This window comes from Vibrio crassostreae, from assembly GCF_041439375.1.
GTDB lineage: Bacteria > Pseudomonadota > Gammaproteobacteria > Enterobacterales > Vibrionaceae > Vibrio > Vibrio crassostreae_D.
This window is the reverse complement of the sequence record NZ_JBGONY010000014.1, coordinates 78,699-102,719: the sequence shown is the minus strand read 5'-3', so window position 1 is coordinate 102,719 and position 24,021 is coordinate 78,699. Positions and strand designations below refer to the sequence as shown.

At 42.1% G+C, this 24,021-nt stretch carries 12 protein-coding genes and 2 pseudogenes; 8 read left to right on the top strand and 6 right to left on the bottom strand.

The window, feature by feature from the left end; translation table 11 throughout:
• Window positions 1-57 precede the first annotated feature (57 nt).
• Window positions 58-528, bottom strand: a complete 471-nt coding sequence (locus ACED45_RS08625) for a hypothetical protein (RefSeq protein WP_017077171.1) — start codon at window positions 526-528, stop codon at window positions 58-60.
• Window positions 529-1,514: 986 nt separating this feature from the next.
• Here ACED45_RS08625 and ACED45_RS08620 point away from each other — a divergent pair.
• From ACED45_RS08620 to ACED45_RS08595, 6 genes and pseudogenes are all read left to right on the top strand, one after another.
• The gene (locus ACED45_RS08620) at window positions 1,515-3,293 is read left to right on the top strand and encodes a sodium:solute symporter family transporter (protein WP_371713771.1); all 1,779 of its coding nucleotides are present in this window, start codon (window positions 1,515-1,517) and stop codon (window positions 3,291-3,293) included.
• 219 nt (window positions 3,294-3,512) lie between these two features.
• A pseudogene (locus ACED45_RS08615) lies at window positions 3,513-5,590 on the top strand (DUF4962 domain-containing protein).
• Window positions 5,591-6,240: 650 nt separating this feature from the next.
• Window positions 6,241-7,122, top strand: coding sequence for an NAD(P)-dependent oxidoreductase (locus ACED45_RS08610; protein ID WP_004733521.1), 882 nt, complete (start codon window positions 6,241-6,243; stop codon window positions 7,120-7,122).
• A 1,164-nt stretch (window positions 7,123-8,286) separates the two neighbouring features.
• Entirely contained in the window at window positions 8,287-10,158 is a 1,872-nt protein-coding gene (locus ACED45_RS08605) for a methyl-accepting chemotaxis protein (RefSeq protein ID WP_371713773.1), read from the top strand.
• Window positions 10,159-10,396: 238 nt separating this feature from the next.
• On the top strand, window positions 10,397-12,139 hold the full coding sequence (locus ACED45_RS08600; RefSeq protein WP_371713770.1) for a polysaccharide lyase family 7 protein: 1,743 nt from the start codon (window positions 10,397-10,399) through the stop codon (window positions 12,137-12,139).
• 421 nt (window positions 12,140-12,560) lie between these two features.
• On the top strand, window positions 12,561-14,129 hold the full coding sequence (locus tag ACED45_RS08595; protein WP_102503948.1) for a polysaccharide lyase family 7 protein: 1,569 nt from the start codon (window positions 12,561-12,563) through the stop codon (window positions 14,127-14,129).
• Window positions 14,130-14,845: 716 nt separating this feature from the next.
• Here ACED45_RS08595 and ACED45_RS08590 read toward each other — a convergent pair.
• Together ACED45_RS08590 and ACED45_RS08585 are read right to left on the bottom strand one after the other, a co-directional pair.
• Window positions 14,846-16,645 (bottom strand): hypothetical protein, encoded by a 1,800-nt coding sequence (locus tag ACED45_RS08590; RefSeq protein ID WP_371713769.1) that lies wholly within the window; start codon window positions 16,643-16,645, stop codon window positions 14,846-14,848.
• Window positions 16,646-16,837: 192 nt separating this feature from the next.
• Window positions 16,838-17,698, bottom strand: coding sequence for an oligogalacturonate-specific porin KdgM family protein (locus ACED45_RS08585; RefSeq protein WP_004733526.1), 861 nt, complete (start codon window positions 17,696-17,698; stop codon window positions 16,838-16,840).
• A 538-nt stretch (window positions 17,699-18,236) separates the two neighbouring features.
• Here ACED45_RS08585 and ACED45_RS08580 point away from each other — a divergent pair.
• Window positions 18,237-19,274, top strand: a complete 1,038-nt coding sequence (locus ACED45_RS08580; RefSeq protein ID WP_004733527.1) for a polysaccharide lyase family 7 protein — start codon at window positions 18,237-18,239, stop codon at window positions 19,272-19,274.
• Window positions 19,275-19,533: 259 nt separating this feature from the next.
• Here ACED45_RS08580 and ACED45_RS08575 read toward each other — a convergent pair whose 3' ends face one another.
• The 3 genes from ACED45_RS08575 to ACED45_RS08565 all read right to left on the bottom strand — a co-directional run bounded on the left by ACED45_RS08575 (window position 19,534) and on the right by ACED45_RS08565 (window position 22,749).
• Window positions 19,534-20,901 carry an MATE family efflux transporter gene (locus tag ACED45_RS08575; protein WP_371693255.1) on the bottom strand — a complete coding sequence of 456 codons (1,368 nt, stop codon included), beginning with the start codon at window positions 20,899-20,901 and terminating at the stop codon, window positions 19,534-19,536.
• Window positions 20,902-21,048: 147 nt separating this feature from the next.
• Window positions 21,049-21,771 (bottom strand): FadR/GntR family transcriptional regulator, encoded by a 723-nt coding sequence (locus ACED45_RS08570; RefSeq protein ID WP_004733529.1) that lies wholly within the window; start codon window positions 21,769-21,771, stop codon window positions 21,049-21,051.
• Window positions 21,772-21,972: 201 nt separating this feature from the next.
• On the bottom strand, window positions 21,973-22,749 hold the full coding sequence (locus ACED45_RS08565; RefSeq protein ID WP_004733530.1) for an SDR family NAD(P)-dependent oxidoreductase: 777 nt from the start codon (window positions 22,747-22,749) through the stop codon (window positions 21,973-21,975).
• A gap of 342 nt (window positions 22,750-23,091) precedes the next feature.
• On the opposite strand from ACED45_RS08565, the pseudogene ACED45_RS08560 reads away from it, so the two are divergent.
• A pseudogene (locus tag ACED45_RS08560) lies at window positions 23,092-23,809 on the top strand (FadR/GntR family transcriptional regulator).
• The last annotated feature ends 212 nt before the right edge of the window (window positions 23,810-24,021 follow it).

Genomic DNA, 24,021 nt, shown 5'->3' with positions numbered 1-24,021 from the left:
TAACTCTTTACCATGCTGTTCAAAAAACACTCACGAAAGATCAACACGCCCTAATTATTAGCGATATGTTTTTGTAGGGTTTTCTGCTTTTTCTGTTTGGTATTCGTGCATTGCTAGCTGTTCAATAGTTACCGCTATCCAGCCACTGATCAGCATGTCATACCATTGTTGTACGCCACTGCAGGCAACAACCACGTTTCCGTAAACAAACGAACCATAAAACAGTAAGTCTTCGTCACGTAATGAAGATGGGTGTTGGGAGTGAAGTGTTAGATTGCTTGTCGATTCTCGCCATGCTTGCTGAGCTTTCTTACGAGCAAGGTGATCAAACTTGATAGTCCAGTTATCAGGGGTTCCTAAAGACTCTTCATAAAGAATGGCGTCTTCGAAAGAGGCTTCCCAAGGTTTGAGATGTGGATTCATAACGACAATATGCAGTTCTTTTCTATTGGTTCTTTCAAACAGTTTGTCGATAGAGGGTTTAACGATATCGATAGCGTCTTGAGTGATATCTTTCATTGAGCGCATGCCACATGTCCTTATGTCTGGTTAGGTATATAGAATATTGTATGACAATAATTCTTCAATTAACGAAAGCTTGGAAGCGCGGAGCGATCACAACCGGAAGTCTTCTAACTAGACTTCGATCTTGTTTTAACCATATTGTTTCGGAAATAGTGTGATTCTGGTCTTTTTTAAAGCTGGATATAAATGCACAAAGACCCAGTTTTATTTTGGTTGATTTTTTAGATATGAGTTCACCATCATATGGTCACCGTTCTGTTTATTCATATGGGCGAAAATTTTGGCGTGATAATCGAGCACCCTGTAAAACAATGGGATACTTACGAACATGTTAGCGAGCTAATCTTTTTGTTTTTAGGCAGCGTGTTGCACTGTTTTGGTTCAATCATTTTTCCATCTTTCTTTAGCTATTCGGGTTGCTCAATGCCCTCTAATCTTTGCACGTTCTCTTTATCACTCCCAGAGACAGCAGCTTAAATTTCCTCTCTTAACTCATCAGGAAATGGTTGAAATAGTCATTCGATTGAGGTGATTTCTCATCCATTTATATTTAGATCTAAAGATAAGAGCACTACACAAATTTAAATTGAATTCTAATGATATTACCCGCTCGATTTCGTAAAAAACACTGGTTTATTGTGTGATGAATGATGTGGGTTTGGTCAAGGATTCTCTTTTATTATTTTTGAGATCTTTATGTTTATATGTGTTTGGTTGTATTTGTTCATAAGTGTGCAAAGTCTCACTTTTGTTTTAAGTTGTTGTTTTTAAGGTGAAGTTTATTTTTAGTGTTTGATCTTTTGAGTTTTTACCTAAAACCCTAACAATTTCCTTAATGGATTAGCCATATTCCATCCTATGTCATATATATAATTAACTTAATCAATCAAAATAAGATCACCATCACTTATTTGGATTATTGTACTACAAATAAAGGGTCGAATTTCCTATAGTCCTCGTAACAAATTAAAACGGACAAAGGATACACGATGGAACTCAACACGATTATTGTCGGCATTTATTTCCTATTCTTGATTGCGATAGGTTGGATGTTTAGAACATTTACAAGTACTACTAGCGACTACTTCCGCGGGGGCGGTAACATGTTGTGGTGGATGGTTGGTGCAACCGCCTTTATGACCCAGTTTAGTGCATGGACATTCACCGGTGCAGCAGGTAAAGCGTATAATGATGGTTTCGCTGTAGCGGTCATCTTCGTAGCCAACGCATTTGGTTACTTCATGAACTACGCGTACTTCGCGCCGAAATTCCGTCAACTTCGCGTTGTTACGGTAATCGAAGCGATTCGTATGCGTTTTGGTGCGACCAACGAACAAGTATTCACTTGGTCTTCAATGCCGAACTCAGTGGTATCTGCGGGTGTTTGGTTAAACGCATTGGCAATCATCGCTTCGGGTATCTTCGGTTTCGACATGAACATGACTATCTGGGTGACTGGCCTTGTGGTATTGGCAATGTCGGTAACAGGTGGTTCATGGGCGGTAATCGCATCTGACTTCATGCAGATGGTTATCATCATGGCGGTAACGGTAACTTGTGCGGTTGTAGCGGTTGTTCAAGGTGGCGGTGTTGGTGAGATTGTTAACAACTTCCCAGTACAAGATGGTGGTTCGTTCCTTTGGGGCAACAACATCAACTACCTAAGCATCTTTACTATTTGGGCATTCTTCATCTTCGTTAAGCAGTTCTCAATCACGAACAACATGCTTAACTCATACCGTTACCTAGCAGCAAAAGATTCAAAGAATGCTAAGAAAGCTGCATTGCTTGCTTGTGTGTTGATGTTGTGTGGTGTGTTTATTTGGTTCATGCCTTCTTGGTTCATTGCAGGCCAAGGTGTTGATTTATCAGCGGCTTACCCTAATGCAGGTAAAAAAGCGGGCGACTTTGCTTACCTATACTTCGTACAAGAGTACATGCCAGCAGGTATGGTTGGTCTATTAGTTGCCGCGATGTTTGCAGCGACAATGTCTTCAATGGACTCAGGTCTAAACCGTAACTCAGGTATTTTTGTTAAGAACTTCTACGAAACAATCGTTCGTAAAGGTCAAGCATCAGAGAAAGAACTAGTAACCGTATCTAAAATTACTTCAGCGGTATTTGGTTTCGCTATTATCCTAATTGCGCAGTTCATCAACTCATTAAAAGGCTTAAGCCTGTTTGATACGATGATGTACGTAGGTGCGTTAATCGGCTTCCCTATGACGATTCCTGCATTCCTTGGTTTCTTCATCAAGAAGACTCCGGACTGGGCTGGCTGGGGTACGCTAGTTGTTGGTGGTACCGTATCTTATGTGGTTGGTTTTGTTATCAACGCGGAGATGGTAGCAGCGGCGTTTGGTCTTGATACTCTAACAGGACGTGAATGGTCTGATGTTAAAGTTGCGATTGGTCTCATTGCTCACATCACGCTAACCGGTGGCTTCTTCGTACTATCTACGATGTTCTACAAGCCTCTATCAAAAGAACGTCAAGCGGATGTTGATAAGTTCTTTGGCAACTTAGATACACCATTAGTAGCAGAATCGGCAGAGCAAAAAGTGTTGGATAACAAACAACGTCAAATGCTTGGTAAACTGATTGCGGTAGCGGGTGTTGGTATCATGTTGATGGCTCTTCTGACGAACCCAATGTGGGGACGTTTAGTCTTCATCCTTTGTGGTGTGATTGTTGGTGGTGTTGGTGTTCTACTTGTGAAAGCGGTCGATGATGGCGGCAAGCAAGCGAAAGCAGTAACCGAAAGCTAATACATAGAAAACGTTTATAATAGAATGCGACGACTCAAAAGGGCGTCGCATTTTTTTATTCTGCGGAACTGGAAAACCGTCAGGTGAAAGATATCTGACCTAAATCACGAAAACTGTACAAAGTGGTTCAATCGAATCGAAATATATTCAATTGTCATACAATAAGATGTATATTATTGCTAATTCCTTTCAATCAACTTGAAAAATAAGTGAGTTAGAATGAGCGACCAAAAATCTCTTGATGCAATCAGGAAGATGAAGCTGGAAAACGATACTTCAGCAGGTAATCTTGTAGACCTACTCCCTATCGAAGTTCAAACACGTGACTTCGACCTATCATTCCTAGACACCTTGAGCGAAGCACGTCCGCGTCTTCTTGTTCAGCTGATCAGCTAGAAGAATTCAAAGCAAAAGTGAAAGCTGATCAAGCTCACTGTATGTTTGATGATTTCTACAACAACTCTACCGTTAAGTTCCTTGAGACTGCTCCTTTTGAAGAACCTCAAGCGTACCCAGCTGAGACGGTAGGTAAAGCTTCTCTATGGCGTCCTTATTGGCGTCAAATGTACGTTGATTGCCAAATGGCACTGAACGCGACACGTAACCTAGCGATTGCTGGTGTTGTGAAAGAAGACGAAGCGCTCATTGCGAAAGCAAAAGCTTGGACTCTAAAACTGTCTACGTACGATCCAGAAGGCGTGACTTCTCGTGGCTATAACGATGAAGCGGCTTTCCGTGTTATCGCTGCTATGGCTTGGGGTTACGATTGGCTACACGGCTACTTCACAGATGAAGAACGCCAGCAAGTTCAAGATGCTTTGATTGAGCGTCTAGACGAAATCATGCACCACCTGAAAGTGACGGTTGATCTATTGAACAACCCACTAAACAGCCACTGTGTTCGTTCTATCTCTTCTGCGATCATCCCAACGTGTATCGCGCTTTACCACGATCACCCGAAAGCAGGCGAGTACATTGCATACGCGCTAGAATACTACGCAGTACATTACCCACCATGGGGCGGTGTAGACGGCGGTTGGACTGAAGGTCCTGATTACTGGAACACGCAAACTGCATTCCTAGGCGAAGCATTCGACCTATTGAAAGCATACTGTGGTGTAGACATGTTTAACAAAACATTCTACGAAAACACAGGTGATTTCCCGCTTTACTGCATGCCAGTTCACTCTAAGCGCGCGAGCTTCTGTGACCAGTCTTCAATCGGCGATTTCCCAGGTTTAAAACTGGCTTACAACATCAAGCACTACGCAGGTGTTAACCTGAAGTCTGAGTACGTTTGGTACTACAACCAACTGAAAGGCCGTGATACTGAAGCACACACCAAATTCTACAACTTCGGTTGGTGGGACTTCGGTTATGACGATCTTCGTTTTAACTTCCTTTGGGATGCACCTGAAGAGAAAGCCCCATCGAACGATCCAATGTTGAAAGTATTCCCAATCACGGGTTGGGCTGCATTCCACAACAAGATGACTGAGCGTGATAACCATATTCACATGGTATTCAAATGTTCTCCGTTTGGCTCAATCAGCCACTCTCACGGTGACCAAAACGCATTTACGCTTCACGCATTTGGTGAAACGCTAGCGTCAGTAACAGGTTACTACGGTGGTTTCGGTGTAGACATGCACACTAAGTGGCGTCGTCAAACGTTCTCTAAAAACCTGCCACTATTTGGCGGTAAAGGTCAGTACGGCGAGAACAAGAACACAGGCTACGAAAACCACCAAGATCGCTTCTGTATCGAAGCGGGCGGCACTATCTCTGACTTTGACACAGAATCTGATGTGAAGATGGTTGAAGGTGATGCAACGGCATCTTACAAGTACTTCGTTCCTGAAATTGAATCTTACAAGCGTAAGGTTTGGTTCGTTCAAGGTAAAGTCTTCGTAATGCAAGACAAGGCAACGCTTTCTGAAGAGAAAGACATGACTTGGCTAATGCACACAACTTTCGCAAACGAAGTGGCAGACAAGTCTTTCACTATCCGTGGCGAAGTTGCGCACCTAGACGTAAACTTCATCAACGAGTCTGCTGATAACATCACTTCAGTTAAGAACGTTGAAGGCTTTGGCGAAGTTGACCCATACGAGTTTAAAGATCTTGAGATCCACCGTCACGTGGAAGTGGAATTCAAGCCATCGAAAGAGCACAATATCTTGACGCTTCTTGTTCCTAATAAGAACGAAGGCGAGCAAGTTGAAGTGTCTCACAAGCTTGAAGGCAACACGCTACTGCTCAATGTTGACGGCGAAACGGTTTCAATCGAACTGTAATCCGCTGAAGTAACAGAAGTTAGATACTAAAAACTCCGAGTGAAAGCTCGGAGTTTTTTTGTTTGGCTAGCGAATTAAGTTGGAGTTGGATAAGTCAGTTAAGTTGGATAAGTGGCAAACCGATCAGGTTGAAAGATAACTTAATTGGCCAGAGATAAATAGCTTCTCGATGCTAAGTCAGTGGCTCAAGGCTAAATCTGGACATTGATACACACAAAGCCCGGGCATGTACTTAGCCACTATGCTCAATGAAATGTGCAGGAGTCGTATAAGAGACTCGCATGTATCGCTCTGTTAGAAGAACAGGGCGCCAACGCCTGTTTCCTAGCAATTGTTATGACTTACTTTTCCGTGAACAGTCTAATCACTGGCTGAGTAAGGAAGTAGCGAACTATACATAGGTAAAGGCGTAGCTTGTTCTTACTAATCGTATGACATTTAACGTATGTTATGTCATCAATAGACGGTTTTTAAAGTGGTAAATAGTTCCTGTAAGTATAAAGCGTGACCCATATTTTCTCGTAAAGTGAACCCCCGTCACAACTTGCGTCTAACCATCAAATCAATGCCCTAAAACTATTGCGTAACGAGAAAGACGTCGTTATTATAATGAGCATATAATCATACAATACTATATTTGGAGTTTGAACATGACTAAACCTGTAATCGGTTTCATTGGCCTAGGTCTTATGGGCGGCAACATGGTTGAAAACCTACAAAAGCGCGGCTACCACGTAAACGTAATGGATCTAAGCGCTGAAGCTGTTGCTCGCGTAACAGATCGCGGCAACGCAACTGCATTCACTTCTGCTAAAGAACTAGCTGCTGCAAGTGACATCGTTCAGTTTTGTCTGACAACTTCTGCTGTTGTTGAAAAAATCGTTTACGGCGAAGACGGCGTTCTAGCGGGCATCAAAGAAGGCGCAGTACTAGTAGACTTCGGTACTTCTATTCCTGCTTCTACTAAGAAAATCGGCGCAGCTCTTGCTGAAAAAGGCGCGGGCATGATCGACGCTCCTTTAGGTCGTACTCCTGCACACGCTAAAGATGGTCTTCTGAACATCATGGCTGCTGGCGACATGGAAACTTTCAACAAAGTTAAACCTGTTCTTGAAGAGCAAGGCGAAAACGTATTCCACCTAGGCGCTCTAGGTTCTGGTCACGTGACTAAGCTTGTAAACAACTTCATGGGTATGACGACTGTTGCGACTATGTCTCAAGCTTTCGCTGTTGCTCAACGCGCTGGTGTTGATGGCCAACAACTGTTTGACATCATGTCTGCAGGTCCATCTAACTCTCCGTTCATGCAATTCTGTAAGTTCTACGCAGTAGACGGCGAAGAGAAGCTAGGTTTCTCAGTTGCTAACGCAAACAAAGACCTTGGTTACTTCCTTGCTCTTTGTGAAGAGCTAGGTACTGAGTCTCTAATCGCTCAAGGTACTGCAACAAGCCTACAAGCTGCTGTTGATGCAGGCATGGGTAACAACGATGTACCAGTAATCTTCGACTACTTCGCTAAACTAGAGAAGTAATCGACGTACGGCCTCGCTAGGGTATTGCCTGTCTTTTAGGCGGCGATACCTCAGCGAGGTTCGTTTTTATCTATACCAGGTCTTATCTACAAGACCGTTTTATCTCAAATGCCGCTTTATCTGCAACTACAATTCCCAGCTTACTCCCACAGTTTCACTCTTTTTCGCAAAGCCCGTTACCATCTGTATTATTCTTCTAGCTCTACTTTTTTGCTTCCTTTTGTTCTATCTAATCAAAACTCTACCTGTTCCGACTTTCATTTAATCTCGATTTTCAATGCTGCAAAGCTGCTTGCTAACACTCAACGCCTCCAGAAATTCTTTGTTCTAGACGCGCTTTATTAGGGATCAGCTGATTCTCACATGCTCAAATCTCTAATACCGTCACTACTGCGCGATAGGTTGTAGCGTAGATCGATAACCAAAACCCGAAGCAATAATCACAAAACAAAAAAAAGCCCACACAGCTGGTGACTGTGTGGGCGTATTCGGACTAGCCGTCTGGAAAAACCAATGAACAAGATAAGTGAAATAACGATTAACGAGATCCCCCGACAGTTTCTACATTAAACGTGTTCAATGACCTTAAAGCGAGTTGCTTCAATTACCACTTTGAATTGCACAAAAGCATCCAGAAAGAACTTAAGTTATGATTCAAATACACCATACAGTAGGGGTTATTGTATTACAAATAAATCTAGAGATTGAATTCCTTTAGTGAATGGTTGGTTAGTGAAAATGTGACTTAATGCTCACTTTCCTAGTCAGCGAATCGAGATTTATATGAATAATTTAAGTAGAGGCATTATCGGCGAAGTTGTTGTTTTGTTATTCAAAAGTCGATCATTTTTAGTGATTTACTTATTCTTTCCCAATCGAGTTAAAAGTCCATATTCATAAATGATACCTATGTCACAGGGTGGTTTTAGCCAGTTTTAATATATCAATATCGCTCACAGAAAGTGCAGTTAATTAAACATACAATATTAATTAAATCGATGGTTGTGACGATGGATCGGCATGAACAAGTTTCGCTTCCCGTATCTTCGAAAATCTTAAAAATGACCATTTCATTCGGATGAAAATAATAGATATAGGTTGATATGGATGATGAGTTTTATGAATTCAAAATTGTCTCTAGGGTTTAAAGGAAAATTGATTTTAATGGTAGCGATCGTCAGTTCTAGTGCATTGGCATTTACGAACTGGTTTACGCTTAACTTAGCGACTGATCAGGTGAACCAAACGATTTATAACGAGATTGACCACTCGCTAACGATAGAAATTAATCAAATAGAAAGTACCGTCCAGCGCACCATAGATACCGTCAATTCCGTTGCACAAGAGTTCATGAAATCCCCATATCAAGTGCCTAATGAAGCGCTTATGCATTACGCCGCCAAGCTCGGTGGCATTGATAAAATTGTAGTGGGTTTTGACGACGGCCGTTCTTACACTTCTCGTCCGTCAGAGTCTTTCCCTAACGGTGTTGGAATCAAAGAAAAATACAACCCAACAACTCGCCCTTGGTATCAACAGGCAAAATTGAAATCAGGTTTATCTTTTAGTGACCTGTTTTTCACTAAGAGTACTCAAGTGCCTATGATTGGTGTGACGTACTCATACCAAGATCGCGTGATCATGGCCGATATTCGTTTTGACGATTTGGAAACACAACTCAAACAGTTAGATAGCATCTACGAAGCGAAAGGTATCATCGTGGATGAGAGAGGAATGGTTGTTGCTTCCACAATAGAGAACGTGCTTCCGCAAACCAATATCTCCTCTGCTGACGCCTTGATGAAACTAAGCAGTGCAATTGAACTGCCTGACCAGTTCATTGAAGGTGTGATTGATGGCAATCCAAGAATCTTGATGGCTAAGAAGGTGGATATTGGCAGTCAAAAAGAATGGTTCATGATTTCCAGTATCGATCCTGAGTTAGCGTTAAATCAGTTGAATGGTGTGATGTCGAATACGCGAATGCTGATTGTCGCCTGTGTATTCGGTTCGGTGATATTGATGATTTTACTTCTGAATCGTTTTTACCGTCCAATCGTGTCGCTGCGAAAAATCGTTCATGACCTTTCTCAAGGTAATGGCGACTTGACTCAAAGGCTTGCTGAGAAAGGCAATGACGATCTAGGACATATTGCTAAGGACATCAACTTGTTCATCATTGGCCTGCAAGAAATGGTTAAAGATGTGAAATTCAAGAACTCGGATCTCGATACCAAGGTATTAAGCATTCGAGAAGGTTGTAAAGAAACCAGCGACGTATTGAAAGTTCATACTGATGAAACCGTTCAAGTGGTCTCAGCGATTAATGGTTTGTCTGAAGCATCAAATGAAGTGGAAAAGAACTCACAGTCAGCGGCAGATGCGGCACGAGATGCCGCTGTGTTTAGCGATGAGACTAAGCAAATCAATACAGTGACAGAAACGTACATCAGTGATCTTGAGAAGCAAGTCGGTACGACGTCTGATGATATTCGCTCTATGGCCAACGAAACGCAGAGCATACAGTCGATTGTGTCTGTGATTGGCGGCATTGCTGAACAAACCAACTTACTTGCGTTGAATGCGTCTATAGAGGCGGCGAGAGCAGGCGAGCATGGTCGAGGTTTTGCTGTGGTGGCTGACGAAGTCCGTGCGCTAGCAAACCGAACTCAAATCAGTACCTCTGAAATAGAAGAGGCGCTATCTGGGTTGCAGTCTAAATCGGATGGCTTGGTTAAATCGATTGAGTTAACGAAGAGCAATTGCGAGATGACTCGTGCTCAAGTGGTTCAAGCCGTTAACATGCTGGCGAAGCTAACAGAACAGATGGAAACCGTGAGTCGTTTCAATAATGATATTTCTGGCTCTTCTGTCGAGCAGAATGCCCTCATTCAAAGTCTCGCTAAGAACATGCACAAGATTGAAAGCTTCGTCGAAGAGCTCAATAAGCTAAGCCAAGATCAACTGACAGAATCCGCTGAAATCAAAACACTGAATGGCAGCGTCAGTGAACTGATGAGCAGTTTTAAAGTTTAATTGCTTCCATAAATAATATTTAAAAATCAGTAGTTTAAATATTATTTTTAGTCAAAGAGCCACTCAATAACTTTCGAGTTTAGAGTGGCCTTTCTGCGTTGTTTTTGTCTCAAACCCTACGTGAAATCTACTCATATAACTTCATCTGTCGCATCTCACATTCTGATAAACTCATAATTGACATAAAATAGTACAAATATACATTATCACTCTACTCTTATGGATAAGTGAGATAAATGTGAATAAGCCAATCCTCATCGTCGCGCTCGCTTCACTCACATACGGCTGCGGTGGAAGCAGCTCAAGTGATAGCAGTGACTCTTCTGATAACACCAATCCAGGATCGTCCTATGGCGTTGTTGCGCCTTATGATATTGCTAAGTATCAAAACATCCTCTCGAGTTCTGACCTTCAGGTATCGGATCCTAACGGCACAGAGGGTAATAAAACTTCTGAAGTGAAAGATGGGGATTTCGATGGCTACATCAGTGATTATTTTTACGCGGATGAAGAGACGGAAAACCTGATCTTCAAAATGGCGAACTACAAGATGCGCTCTGAAGTTCGTGAAGGAGAAAACTTCGATATCAATGAAGCAGGCGTAAGACGCAGTTTGTATGCAGAAATAAGCTTGCCCGATATCGAACATGCAATGGCGAGTTCTCCCGCAGATCACGATGAAGTGACAGTGCTACAGATCCACAATAAAGGTACAGACGAGAGTGGTACGGGTTATATCCCTCATCCGCTATTGCGTGTGGTTTGGGAGCAAGAACGAGATGGCCTCACAGGTCACTACTGGGCAGTCATGAAAAACAATGCTATTGACTGTAGCAGCGCTGCTGACTCTTCGGATTGTTATGCAACTTCATATAATCGTTATGATTTAGGAGAGGCTGATCTTGATAGCTTCACTAAGTTTGATCTTTCTGTTTATGAAAACACCCTTTCGATCAAAGTGAACGATGAAGTTAAAGTCGACGAAGACATCACCTACTGGCAGCATCTACTGAGTTATTTTAAAGCGGGTATCTATAATCAATTTGAAAATGGCGAAGCCACGGCTCATTTTCAGGCACTGCGATACACCACCACACAGGTCAACGGCTCAAACGATTGGGATATTAATGATTGGAAGTTGACGATTCCTGCGAGCAAAGACACTTGGTATGGAAGTGGGGGTGACAGTGCGGCTGAACTAGAACCTGAGCGCTGTGAATCGAGTAAAGACCTTCTCGCTAATGATAGCGATGTCTATCATAGCGATATTGACCTTTCTTATTTCAATACCGATGAAGGGAGAGTGCACTTTAGAGCGGATATGGGTTATGGCACCTCTACCGAAAATTCTAGCTATATTCGCTCTGAGTTAAGGGAGTTGTATCAAAGTAGTACTCAACCGGATTGTAGCACCAGCGATGAAGATACTAGTTGGTATTTGGACGACACTAGAACGAACGCTACCAGTCACGAGTTAACCGCAAGCTTACGAATTGAAGATTACCCGAACATCAATAATCAAGATCCCAAAGTGGTAGTTGGGCAAATCCATGGTTGGAAGATCAATCAAGCATTGGTGAAGCTGTTATGGGAAGGCGAGAATAAGCCAGTAAGAGTGATACTGAACTCTGATTTTGAGCGCAACAACCAAGACTGTAATCACTGTGACCCGTTCAGTGTCGAGTTAGGTACTTATTCGGCAAGTGAAGAGTGGCGATATACGATTCGTGCCAATCAAGACGGTATCTACTTGGCGACTCATGATTTAGATGGAACTAATACGGTTTCTCATTTAGTCCCTTGGGGACAAGATTACACAGATAAAGATGGGGACACGGTATCGTTGACGTCAGATTGGACATCGACAGACATCGCTTTCTATTTCAAAGCGGGCATCTACCCACAATTTAAGCCTGATAGCGACTATGCGGGTGAAGTGTTTGATGTGAGCTTTAGTTCTCTAAGAGCAGAGCATAACTGAGTTCTCTGATGTTTGGTTAGCCATGTCGGTAATGAAGAAGACCATATTGATGCCTACAATGTGGTCTTTTTTGTTTTTGGACACTTACAGTGATGTGTTTGGAAGGACAAATGTTCTGCTCGAACCCTGCAAATACACACGATTACAGCTCGCTTGTTCTGCCCTTGCTAGCTCATTTCGCATTCTAAATTTTTATATATTGTCTTTTATCAATAGGAAATGTGATCCAGTTAAAGTATGGAAAAATCGGAAAGTGTTCCTAGTCTCATTTATCCAACGAAGTGTTTTATTTGTATTATAAGATTATGTAATATTTTCGTGTTATCGCAAATACTGATAGGTGAATCGCCTTATAGCTCGTGTTTGCTGATTTAGCTTTCACTTACGAACGCTGTCTTTGTATTATAATAATGGATTAAATATGAAACAAATTACTCTAAAAACTTTACTCGCTTCTTCTATTCTACTTGCGGTTGGTTGTGCGAGCACGAGCACGCCTACTGCTGATTTTCCAAATAACAAAGAAACTGGTGAAGCGCTTCTGACGCCAGTTGCTGTTTCCGCTAGTAGCCATGATGGTAACGGACCTGATCGTCTCGTTGACCAAGACCTAACTACACGTTGGTCATCTGCGGGTGACGGCGAGTGGGCAACGCTAGACTATGGTTCAGTACAAGAGTTTGACGCGGTTCAGGCATCTTTCAGTAAAGGTAATCAGCGCCAATCTAAATTTGATATCCAAGTGAGTGTTGATGGCGAAAGCTGGACAACGGTACTAGAAAACCAACTAAGCTCAGGTAAAGCGATCGGCCTAGAGCGTTTCCAATTTGAACCAGCAGTGCAAGCACGCTACGTAAGATACGTTGGTCACGGTAACACCAAAAACGGTTGGAACAGTGTGACGGGGTTAGCGGCGGTTAACTGTAGCATCAACGCATGTCCTGCTAGCCATATCATCACTTCAGACGTGGTAGCAGCAGAAGCCGTGATTATTGCTGAAATGAAAGCGGCAGAAAAAGCACGTAAAGATGCGCGTAAAGATCTACGCTCTGGTAACTTCGGTGTAGCAGCGGTTTACCCTTGTGAGACGACCGTTGAATGCGACACACGCAGTGCACTTCCAGTTCCAACAGGCCTGCCAGCGACACCAGTTGCTGGTAACGCACCGAGCGAAAACTTTGACATGACGCATTGGTACCTATCTCAACCATTTGACCATGACAAAAACGGCAAGCCTGATGACGTTTCTGAGTGGAACCTTGCAAACGGTTACCAACACCCTGAAATCTTCTACACAGCTGATGACGGCGGCCTAGTATTCAAAGCTTACGTGAAAGGTGTACGTACATCTAAAAACACTAAGTACGCGCGTACAGAGCTTCGTGAAATGATGCGTCGTGGTGATCAGTCTATTAGCACTAAAGGTGTTAACAAGAACAACTGGGTATTCTCAAGCGCACCTGAGTCTGACTTAGAAGCTGCGGCTGGTATCGACGGCGTTCTTGAAGCAACGTTGAAAATCGACCACGCGACAACGACGGGTAATGCGAATGAAGTAGGTCGCTTTATCATTGGTCAGATTCACGATCAAAACGATGAGCCGATTCGTCTGTACTACCGTAAACTGCCAAACCAAGCAACGGGCGCAGTTTACTTTGCACACGAAAGCCAAGACGCAACAAAAGAGGACTTTTACCCTCTAGTGGGCGATATGACGGCTGAAGTAGGTGACGATGGTATCGCGCTTGGCGAAGTGTTCAGCTACCGCATTGACGTTAAAGGCAACACGATGACAGTTACTTTAATGCGCGAAGGTAAAGACGACGTTGTACACGTGGTTGATATGAGCAACAGTGGCTACGACGCAGGCGGCAAGTACATGTACTTCAAGGCCGGTGTTTACAACCAAAACATCAGCGGCGACCTAGATGATTACTCACAAGCGACTTTCTACCAGCTAGACGTATCGCACGACCAGTACAAAAAGTAATCTGGTCGAATAACACTTAATATTAAAGCTATCGCAATAGCCTCCAGCCTTAGGGTTCGGAGGCTTTTTTGTGACTGTCGTTTGGGTAAGGTAAATAACAGGCCGCTCAATAATTCGGATAAAAGGCTGGTGGTTAACCTTGTTTCTCAGTTCTATATTTTGTCGCTCACCCCTTGCTCAATCTTCAACATAGCTTCCCATTTGCCTATCTTAGTAAATAGCGGTTACAAGCTAATGTTGCTGGGAGCGATAGGCTTAGGTTGCTCGCACGAGCTTGTATTTACATATTAAGTATTCTCGACGACTCATGGCTAGGTGTTTAAGGTTGGTTTGTATATCGTGATTAAATCCTAAATCCTAAATCCTAAATCCTAAACCCTATGCAAACAGGCTACTTGTAGTATCTAGGTAGGGAAGAGCTTGCAGTTACAACATGATTTATGTAGAGCCATTTCTAACCTAAGTTACTAGTGATATGCATCAGAACAACATGTCGATTAGTTTAATTATTAATTACATTGAGAAGTCGAAGCGGGGATTGGTGAGCTTTCGAGGTTTGAATTTTGTATGGAATGACAAGTCTCTTAATGGAGAGGGTAAGTGGGCTATTTGCGAGTTAGTTTTTGCCAAATGAACGATTTAGTTCAGTTGAATGGAAATAAAAATGCCGTCACTAGGACGGCATTTTTGACAGAGTTTTAGGTTAACTTAACTTATTACTCAGCGTTTAGAGGGTCTTCAGCAACAACTGCAGAGAATGTACTTGAGTTGTATGGTGATGCACTTAAATCTGCGCCAATGCTGTAGTTCTCGTAGTCATCAGAGAAGATTTCAGTCGAGCCTGCTGTATCGGAATAAACCTTGTAGTCATCGACGTATAAAGTTGTATCTGCTGTTCCACCGTTTGATGAGAATTTAATGGTTGTCGCAGTTACTTCCACACCTGGAGTAGTGTTTTGTGATGTATAAGGACCATACTCTGTACCATTTACCTTAACGGTATAAGTGCCTGCAGCACTCAAGCTTGACGTGTCCCAAGACATTTCAAGGTCAATCCATGTACCTGGAGTGAATGTTGTTACTTGAGTGCCTTCACCACGGAGTGTGATTTTCCCTTCATCGATTTTAAATTCACCAATCAATGATGATGTTGAATTTTTAGTATCGAAGAGAGAAACATAAGCCGATTCCGTTTCAGCAACGTCATAGTACATAGAAACTTTATGTGTGCCTGTCGTCATTCCTGAATCAAACTTGTAACGTAATTCGCCAGTATCGCTAATATCCGTATCAGTAATAGCCGCTACCTGGTTGTCAGTAGGATCTGGGTCAGGCTCAGTACTGCCACCGTCAACAATAACAGTCGCTTCCGCTGTGTTGTTGTTGTACGGATTACCTGATAGCGCTTGGCCATTCGGGTAATTGTTAAAGTTATCTTCAAACACCAGCTCATCAGTCGTTGTGTCATTCGAATAAACTTTAAAGTTGTCAGCGTTCAATTCGTAATGTGTGGTGTTGGAAGTATCGCCAAGCTTTAATGACACGATAGTAACTGCAGCTTTGTCGAAAGCCTCAAATCCGTTGCCGCTATTGTCGTATACGGTGTCATTGACCTTGAATGTGTAATAACCGTTAGCCCAGTTGATTTCAACCGCGAGATCTTCACCTAAAGTGTAAGTGCCTACAGGCTCATCAGGAATTTGAGGTTTACCGCTACTATCGGTAACCGTGGAACGGTAGAAAATTTCTCCAGAGTTAAAAATAACTTCGCCGTGCAGGTTCGTATTAGATGTACCTGAAGCGTAGAGACTAATATAAGCGTTGTTACCTGAGCCGTTTTCTGGCTGTGCCGTGTCTTCATCGACTTGGTAGATTAAATCAACGGTCACTTTTCCTGATGCAATAGTGTCTACCGTTGCACCTTTGCTGCTGTCAGACAGTTTTAAACGCAACTCACCAACATCATTTTTTACGCCGCCATTGTTGGTATCTAAAATTTGAACATAGCCATTGATGCCGTTTGCTTCATTCGCTTGGCTGATTGCGTCTTGTACACTCCCGGTTTCTGTCTGATCTGAACCTGAATATGCAATACCAGTTGAGTTATCTGAAATGGTGAGAGCGCCTGAATCATCAAAGGTAAACGCACCATCTAAAATTTCAAGAGTTGACGAGCCAGTTTCATAGTAAGTAAAAGAAACAGTGCCAGCTTCATCATCATAATTATTGGTAGAAGCACTTGCATCTTTAATGGTGTATGTACCTAAGTCATCGTCGTCGTCATAGTATTTATGATTACCGTCTTTTTGGAAAACATACACGTTTGGTAGATCTGCGTTAGATGACGCGGATATTGAAGCGGAGTTACCATCACTAATTTGCCAGTAACCCGTTGTTAGTACTGATTCTTGGCTGCCTGCACCTGAATCCGTCGGAATAGGTAAACCATCACTGTTACAACCGAATAATAAACCTGTCGAAAGAGCGACAGCTGTAGCGACTTTAGAAATCTGCATAAAATATTCTCTTTATGATATTAAATCCATATGTAAATCACATAAGAAATAGATAATGAATAGTCGTTAAATATTTATTAGGATGAAGCTAATTCTAATTAGAACATCCTATTATTTAAAATAAAGTAATTAAAATATGCCCAAATAAATTACAAGAGGAGAGGGCTATTTTATATTCTGACTATTTTATTATTAGAATGAGTAAGCAATACCAACACGGTATTTAGCTTCACGATCTTTTGAAGATGAACTGATATCAGAAGACCAGATTTCAGCAAAAGGTTTCCAAGAACCGAACTTGTAGTTTACCTTTAAGCCAGCATCCCATTCCCAGTCATCACTATTATAAAGAAGTACGTTATCCAAAGATTTTACATAGTTTGCTTCGTAAGAAAGGCCAAGCTTAGGTAGAGATTCAATTTTGTAAGAACCCGTCAGTGTAACTTTAGACTTTTGAGCTGATTCTAAACGCTCGCCAGTTTCAGAATCTTTGTCGCCAAATTGTGTGTGGTTACGGAAGTCAGCATATTCATGACGGTAACGAATAGCAGTTGTTAAACCCATATCTGCTTTATAGCCAACGCGGAACTGAGGTTTAAACGTAACCTTTTTCATCTTCCAGTCGCCATCGTTAGCATTAGGCTCATCCCAATCCCAAGCAATAGGCATACCCATTTGTAGATACCAATTATTGTCTATTTTGTATGTCGCAGTGTTATCGATCTCCATACCATAGATGTACCAATTGCCATCGTAAAAACTCTGGCTGTTTGCTGATTTAACAGAACCTGAATCTTCATCATAGTAAGAGTCATCACCGTGGAACTTAAGTTCTAGACCAGTAGAGTGCTTCCACTTATCTGACAGCTTAAAGCTTTCACCTAGCTTAACTCGGTGTTGATGGCGAGCGTCTACGTGAGCCGTATCACCATTAGTCTTTGTATAATCCGTCGCAGCACGATACTCGTAACGATAATCAAGAGATGCACCAGCAGCTGTGCCCGCTAAAAGAGTACATGCAACAGCTGCAGCAATTTTTGTAACAGAATTCATACCTTTGTCTCACTATTATTTTTTTATTCTGGATACATCCAATGTACCCCTGGCTCACAAACCAATACCTTACATGGTATTAAATTAATGTATGACAAATATGGTATTTATTCTTAGGGTAGATTTCTGTGAGATCTATCAAAAGTTCTGACTAATGGCCTATTTATATAGCTAAATGTTATGAATATCTCAATTTAAGGCTTACCAATCAAATCAATCATGACTCAGTTCTCATATTAACAAACCTTGTAAGCTCAGTTGATTGTATGTGTTAAAATAATACAAATATAAGAATACTCCCACAATTTCATATCGATGTTCTAGTTGTTGTGGTTTAAACATAACGGGGCATGTTGAGGGATATAGATATAAACCACCGCCAAATTTTTGGTAAAAGTTAAAAGATGGCGAAATGTAAATTCTATTTATTGGTTGGTTTATTTAAGTCGAAGAGAAAATATTTAGTACTAATTCGTGTTCAAAAGTAGTTTCTGTGCTGAGAGTGTACTCAGTATCTGTTAACAATAAAGGATGAGTCATGTTTAAGAAAAACATATTAGCAGTGGCGTTATTAGCGACTGTACCAATGGTTACTTTCGCAAATAACGGTGTTTCTTACCCCGTACCTGCCGATAAATTCGATATGCATAATTGGAAAATAACCATACCTTCAGATATTAATGAAGATGGTCGTGTTGATGAAATAGAAGGGGTAGCCATGATGAGCTACTCACATAGTGATTTCTTCCATCTTGATAAAGACGGCAACCTTGTATTTGAAGTGCAGAACCAAGCGATTACCACGAAAAACTCGAAGAATGCGCGTTCTGAATTACGACAAATGCCAAGAGGCGCAGATTTCTCTATCGATACGGCTGATAAAGGAAACCAGTGGGCACTGTCGAGTCACCCAGCGGCTAGTGAATACAGTGCTGTTGGCGGAACATTAGAAGCGACATTAAAAGTTAATCACGTCTCAGTTAACGCTAAGTTCCCAGAAAAATACCCAGCTCATTCTGTTGTGGTTGGTCAGATTCATGCTAAAAAACACAACGAGCTAATCAAAGCTGGAACCGGTTATGGGCATGGTAATGAACCGCTGAAGATCTTCTATAAGAAGTTTCCTGACCAAGAAATGGGTTCAGTATTCTGGAACTATGAACGTAACCTAGAGAAAAAAGATCCTAACCGTGCCGATATCGCTTATCCAGTGTGGGGTAACACGTGGGAAAACCCTGCAGAGCCGGGTGAAGCGGGTATTGCTCTTGGTGAAGAGTTTAGTTACAAAGTGGAAGTGAAAGGCACCATGATGTACCTAACGTTTGAAACCGAGCGTCACGATACCGTTAAGTATGAAATCGACCTGAGTAAGGGCATCGATGAACTTGATTCACCAACGGGCTATGCTGAAGATGATTTTTACTACAAAGCGGGCGCATACGGCCAATGTAGCGTGAGCGATTCTCACCCTGTATGGGGGCCTGGTTGTGGCGGTACTGGCGATTTCGCTGTCGATAAAAAGAATGGCGATTACAACAGTGTGACTTTCTCTGCGCTTAAGTTGAACGGTAAATAGCACATAGCATAACCAATAGGCTAGCTAGACGCAGTCCTTAAGGAATATTTTCGAAGACCACTTAACCGAATGTTGAGTGGTCTTTTTGGTTTCTATGAGATTTAAGATGACCTTGGTGTTAATGTGACCTTAGTATCAATGAGGGTGTACGTGAAGCCTACCAATGAAAAGTACAGCTAAAACAATACAACCTTGTCAAAAGACAAGGTTGTATTCAGAAAGCGTAGGAAGGTTTTAGGACGGCAACTCGATACGGAGTTTAGTCATACATCAACTCTTTGGCTTTGTCGGCATCAAACTCTTTAAGAGACTTTCGAGCCAAATGACGGAATGGGAAAGCTTTAACGACTTCTTCGAATGGTTGGATAGCGAATGCCCAAAAGATAGAACCGTCTAATCCAAAGATGATCAATGCACACAATGGAATTGAAATTACCCATTGACCAGTAAAGTTGATTTTGAAGACTGCGGTCGTTTTTCCTAGTGCTCTTAATACATTCCCATGAACCGTGTTGTAGCCACGGACAATCGGCAAGAAGATGTAGAGTGGGGCGATAACGGCCAATGCGTGATAGGTAGACTCATCCAAGTTCGGGTAAATGTCACCAATGACCAGACTTAATCCTGCGAACAAGATTGCACACACAAAAGAAATGACGACCGCAATATCAATACTGGTATCGACGTTTTTGACTAGGTCATCCATCTTTTTAGAGCCAATCGCTTGGCTGATAGTAATTGCGGAAGAGTGAGCCCAAGCGGTAATAAATTGAGAGACAGCCCTAATCCAAGGCATCACCAAAGTAATCGCAACATACGCGTTGATGTTAAGTTGCGAATACAGTAACTGATAAATCGTTGCGCCAATCAATAGCATGGTTACATTTGCTGCGACAGGGAATATCTCGATAAAGTGACGACGAACGTTTGTCATGAACTCAGAGCGCTGGGCGTCTAATTTGAGTGAAATTGCTGAGCTCAAATACACGCAAAGAACCAGATACACAAGGCGAAGGGTGATAGCAATAACACTGCCTAGCGCGGCGCCTTGAACACCAATACCTTCGAAATTTGAAAAGCCGTGAATGAGTCCATAAGAAAGTACAGCGTTGATCGGCAATTCAATCAAATACCCTTTAAACGGTATTTTGGTTTTTCCTAATGCATTAAATAGGGCGATAATTACTTGCGTTAATGCTGTGAAAATGACGAGATACTTTGAGATATCAAGGTAGTGGCTGATTTCTAAGTAAAGAGCTTTATCGTCGGTTAAGGCTTGAATTAAAGGCTGTTCTAAAAAGGTGAGCAGAAACCAAAATATTGTCGCGATACCTAAGTTGATGAACAGACCTGCCCAAAACGCTTTGGATAATGAAGCGGTGATGCCAGAACCCACGGCGCGGCTCAATACTAGCTGAGTGCCGTTTGCCAGCGCCATTTGAATACCAAGTACAAAGGCAACCATAGTGGTCGCAATTCCCATGGCAGCCAAAGGTATTTCACCAAGAGGAGAAACCAGCAGCGTATCGATCATTAACATCGACTGCATCAATATACCGTTTAGGGCTAGGGGCCAGGCGAGAGAGAAATTTTTCCTTACATACGATTGTGTAGACACAAACAACACCTTATGTGTGTAACCGTAAGTTTTCTCTGAGAGGACCCGAGTTCAACATTTAAAGATGAAACACTACGGTAATGGATGGTTAAAAATGGGCGCTAAAACAGACTGACTCGTGTATTGGGATACACGAGTCAGTCTGGTCAATCTTGGTTATGCGATGGCTAATTCAACCCTAGACAGCTTTTGGTTTTCATCATCAAGTAAAGCTTGAGAGGCTATTCGAGCCTGATTCGCATTGCCTGACATAATCGCATCGTATATCGCTTTGTGCTCTTCTAAACAGAAGCGACCGCCTTCGGCAGAGTGGTCGATAAACTGTTTGAAAATTGTCGAAAGAATGTTCGCGAACGGAATGTAAAACTGGTTACCCGTCGATAAGAAAATCGTTTGGTGAAACAGATGATCGTTGGTTGTCCACTCTTGATAATCAAAGCCGTTTGCGGCAATGGTCATCTTTTGGAAAAGGATCGAAAGCTCTTTGCGTTGCTCTACCGTAGCGTTGGATGCTGCAAGCGCACACGCTTCTGGGTCAATCGCTTTTCTTAAGCCCAAGAATTGAGATAAGAAGGGTTTGGTGTCTTCTAAATCTTGGATCCAATACAGTAATTGAGGATCTAAAAAGTGCCATTGCGTTCTTGGTTTGATACGAGTGCCCACTTTAGGCTTTGATTCAATCAACCCTTTTGCTGAAAGTAGTTTAGTTGATTCTCGAAGGGCAGTTCTGCTGACTCCAAAGATCTCGCACAACTCCATTTCGCTAGGTAACTTCTGATTTTCTTTCAACTCGCCAGACAAGATTTTGCGAGCAATTTGTCTCGCGACTTGGACATGAATTCGGCGGCTTGAATCTTCCACCAATGTAAATATTGACATTTAAACCACCTGAAATTGAAACTTTGAAAACAAAAAAAGCCAGACGAATCTGGCGCTTAGTGTCAGTGTATACGTCTAATATAGTGTGAGGTTTTCCCTCATCTATTTGGGTCTGATGACCTTTTTAAGTGTGACGGTCTTAACGACTTTATATAACTTAACGATTCTATATAACTTAGTGAGCTTATATAAGTCAGCTAGCTAGGGCGTTATTTGTCCGCCATTCACATCTAGGATTTGCCCTGTGATGTACCCGCTACAAGCGTGTGATGCAAAGAAAGCAAATGAAGGGGCAACTTCATCAATATTGCCAAAGCGTCCCATTGGAATGTTGTTAGCAATGGTCGCTTTCAGATCGTCGCTTTTGCCATCGTGAAATGCGGTGTCGATAGTGCCCGGTGAAACAATGTTGAAACGGATATTGTCTTGCGCGAACTCTTTTACCCAATTGCGGTGAATGTCGTGTAACCACGCTTTAGATGCGGCATATACGCCAGCACCCACACCACCGCCTTCGCGAGCGGCAATAGAGCCCGTGCTAATCACACACGATGTTTGCCCAGATAGAGCAGCAGATGCACGCAAGTGCGGGATAGAGAACTTAGTTGTCATCAGCGCGGATCGAACATTTAGGTTCATCACACGCTCATAAAACTCGTCATCGATATTTTCTAGACTTGCACGCCCACCAAGGCCACCTGCGTTGTTAATCAACACATCCATGCCGCCAAAATGGTCGGTGAACTCTTTGACTAACCTTTCGCACTCTAATGTGTCCATTAGGTTTGCAGGAAAAAACGCAACATCGCCACCCAATGCGGTGAGTTCGGTGAGAACGTCATCGACTTTTGGGCTGAAAGCACGACTATTGATGCCAATCTTTGCGCCGTACTTTGCAAAAATGCGTGCAGTAGCTAAGCCCATACCAGCAGTAGAGCCAGTAATTAAAATGCGTTTGCCTTTTAAATCGTTAAACATCAGAGTCGCCTATATTGTAGATTATTTGCGTTAATAAATCATACAATAACACTTGCTATATTCAAGAGTGTTCATCTAAAAACTGATCATTACCGACATAAATAGTGAGAGTAAGAGTGGTTTTGTGAGTTCACGCATACAAAAAATGTGTAAATAAGAACTATTTGTATGAATAAATGGGTATGTTTGGTTTGATGAGCTTAATACTTACAAGATTGTCAAAATAATGCTCTAGCCTATATTGGTAGTGACCTCACGTTATTCTGATACTGAGTTGGTAGAGATATAAATCAGTGTTATAGTACGAATTAAATAATACATATCTAATAAGTAAGTAGACACATGGCTGGTCATTTCAATTCTATTTCAGGCTCTAAGCGAAGCCTTCATGTGCAAGTTGCACGTGAAATCGCTCGTGGTATTTTGTCGGGCAATTTGCCTCAAGGTTATTATCCCTGGTGAAATGGCTCTGTGTGAGCAATTTGGTATCAGTAGAACAGCATTAAGAGAAGCGGTTAAGCTTCTTACTTCAAAAGGCCTATTAGAATCTCGCCCTAAGATTGGTACTCGTGTTGTTGACCGCGCGTTCTGGAACTTCTTAGATCCACAATTGATCGAATGGATGGACGGTTTAGCTGACACCGACCAATTCTGCCATCAATTTTTAGGCTTGCGCCGTGCCATCGAACCTGAAGCTTGTGCGTTGGCCGCTAAATTTGCGACTGCGGATCAACGAATTGAATTATCAGAAATTTTCCAAAAAATGGTGGAGATATCTAGCGAAGAGATTCTTGATAAAGAGCGTTGGCTAGATATTGATATGAAGTTCCATAGCCTAATCTTCAACGCGACAGGGAACGATTTTTACCTACCATTCGGCAATATCTTAACGACTATGTTTGTTAACTTTATTTCTCACTCTTCTGAAGAGGGAAGTACCTGCATTGAAGAACACCGCCAAATTTATGAAGCAATCATGGCGGGGAACAGTGATAAAGCGCGTCAAGCGTCAGCGAGTCACTTGCTAGAAACGAACCACAGGTTACCAATCGCTAGTTAATTGTTTTAAAAAGATTTTTACTTTGAATCTTTGTTGGAACTGGTTCATTGGAACTAAAAGGTACACCAGGAAAGCACGTTTAATACGTGCTTTTTTTGTATCTAAATTTGATGGAAACCTGACTGATGTCCAATATTTGACCTATTCTTTGCTGTTTTGTTAAAACCACTAGCAACCAGCCTTTTTGGTTATATAATAATACTAATCAAATT

Excerpts from the sequence above, each read along its gene's own strand:
- ACED45_RS08625 (WP_017077171.1), bottom strand. The coding sequence starts at position 528 with ATGCGCTCAATGAAAGATATCACTCAAGACGCTATCGATATCGTTAAA.
- ACED45_RS08620 (WP_371713771.1), top strand. The coding sequence starts at position 1,515 with ATGGAACTCAACACGATTATTGTCGGCATTTATTTCCTATTCTTGATT.
- ACED45_RS08610 (WP_004733521.1), top strand. The coding sequence starts at position 6,241 with ATGACTAAACCTGTAATCGGTTTCATTGGCCTAGGTCTTATGGGCGGC.
- ACED45_RS08605 (WP_371713773.1), top strand. The coding sequence starts at position 8,287 with ATGGTAGCGATCGTCAGTTCTAGTGCATTGGCATTTACGAACTGGTTT.
- ACED45_RS08595 (WP_102503948.1), top strand. The coding sequence starts at position 12,561 with ATGAAACAAATTACTCTAAAAACTTTACTCGCTTCTTCTATTCTACTT.
- ACED45_RS08590 (WP_371713769.1), bottom strand. The coding sequence starts at position 16,645 with ATGCAGATTTCTAAAGTCGCTACAGCTGTCGCTCTTTCGACAGGTTTA.
- ACED45_RS08585 (WP_004733526.1), bottom strand. The coding sequence starts at position 17,698 with ATGAATTCTGTTACAAAAATTGCTGCAGCTGTTGCATGTACTCTTTTA.
- ACED45_RS08580 (WP_004733527.1), top strand. The coding sequence starts at position 18,237 with ATGTTTAAGAAAAACATATTAGCAGTGGCGTTATTAGCGACTGTACCA.
- ACED45_RS08570 (WP_004733529.1), bottom strand. The coding sequence starts at position 21,771 with ATGTCAATATTTACATTGGTGGAAGATTCAAGCCGCCGAATTCATGTC.
- ACED45_RS08565 (WP_004733530.1), bottom strand. The coding sequence starts at position 22,749 with ATGTTTAACGATTTAAAAGGCAAACGCATTTTAATTACTGGCTCTACT.